Origin of the sequence: Arthrobacter sp. 9V, assembly GCF_902506065.1 — a bacterium.
Taxonomy (GTDB): Bacteria; Actinomycetota; Actinomycetes; order Actinomycetales; family Micrococcaceae; genus Arthrobacter.
The window spans coordinates 1-1,393 of sequence record NZ_LR733055.1 but is presented as its reverse complement, the minus strand read 5'-3'; the positions used below and the strand labels follow the sequence as shown (position 1 = coordinate 1,393).

Sequence of the window (1,393 nt, the reverse complement as noted above, 5' to 3'; positions counted from 1 at the left end):
GAGTGCCGTCGCGCCGACATCATCGTCGCCGCTGCCGGGGTCGCCGGGCTCGTCAAGCCGGACTGGGTGCAGCCCGGTGCCGCCGTGATCGACGTGGGCATCACCCGCGTGGTCAACGAGGAGACCGGCAAGGCGAAGCTGCACGGCGACGTCGACCCCGCGGTCGCATCGGTCGCGGGCTTCCTGTCGCCGACTCCCGGCGGCGTCGGGCCGATGACCCGCGCGATGCTGATGAAGAACGTGGTCGAGGCCGCCGAGCGCCAGCTGTCGTAGCACGCGCGGTCGCGCGGGGCTCGGCGCGGTCGCGATCGTGAGCAGCAATGGTCGGGTGGCGTCATCGCACCCGACCATTGCTGCTCACGAGGTGCACCCCGCCGGTGCTACGGTCGCGGCATGGGGGACGAACGACTGCAGACGGCGCCGGTGATGCGACCCCGGACCGAGCCGTCGCAACTGACCAAGGACGCCCGGTGGCTGATCGTCATCGTGGCGATCTGCGTGCTGTTCCAGGCTCCGGGGTCGACCTGGGCGACGACCTTCGTGCACGCCGGCCAGGAGTACACGTTCACGTCGGGTCCCTGGTTCGGGTGGACGCTCGCGACGGTGGGGTTCGCAGTCGTCGGGTTCGTCGTCGCGATCGCCCGCCGTGGGGCAGCCCGGTTCGACGAGCACACCGTGATGGGCCTGACCCTGGCCGCCGTGCTCGGGACCACCGCGCTGGTGTGGCTGCTCATGCCGGCGCAGTCCGCGTGGGTGGAGTGGGCCGTGGAGCACGGTCGGGCGCACCCGTTCGTGCTCGGGAACGTCGTGGAGCACGTCCGGTACGCGGACTACCTCGGCTGAGTCGGCCGAGCCGTCGAACGCACGGCGGGCACGGCTCGTCCGGCCTCGCCGTGCTTTCGTGCTGAACGACAGCTCACGGGCTGATCGCCGCGTGACCTGTCGCTGAGCGCGAAACGTCGAGCGCCGAGCGCCGAGCGGCCGAGCGCGCGGGTGACGGCCTGCGCCGCAGCGGTCAGTCGCGCCGAGCGCCCTGCGCGGCGCGCACCGTGAACACGTTCGGCTCGCGGTACCCGGCGTCGGCGAACGCGGCGGTGACCGCTGCGGCGATCGCGTCACGCGACGCCTGGTCGACGAGCGCGATCGCCGCACCGCCGAACCCCCCGCCGGTCATGCGGGCGCCGACGGCGCCGTGCTCGACCGCCGTCGCGACGGCCAGGTCGAGCTCCGGAACGGAGATCTCGAAGTCGTCGCGCATCGACTCGTGCGACGCGACCAGCAGCGGACCGATCGCCCGGGGGCCCTGTTCGCGCAGGGTGCGGACGGTGTCCAGGACACGCTGGTCCTCGGTCACGATGTGCCGCACACGACGGAAGGTCTCGTCGTCCAGGAG

General features: G+C 72.4%; 1 protein-coding gene and 2 pseudogenes. 2 read left to right on the top strand and 1 reads right to left on the bottom strand.

Going from position 1 to position 1,393, the window contains the following annotated elements; translation table 11 throughout:
• Positions 1–273: pseudogene (locus tag BACI9J_RS24050) on the top strand (bifunctional methylenetetrahydrofolate dehydrogenase/methenyltetrahydrofolate cyclohydrolase); the annotation flags it as partial.
• A 120-nt stretch (positions 274–393) separates the two neighbouring features.
• Entirely contained in the window at positions 394–843 is a 450-nt protein-coding gene (locus BACI9J_RS24045) for a hypothetical protein (protein ID WP_042539253.1), read from the top strand.
• A gap of 172 nt (positions 844–1,015) precedes the next feature.
• On the opposite strand, the pseudogene BACI9J_RS24040 reads toward BACI9J_RS24045, so the two are convergent.
• Positions 1,016–1,393: pseudogene (locus BACI9J_RS24040) on the bottom strand (galactokinase); the annotation flags it as partial.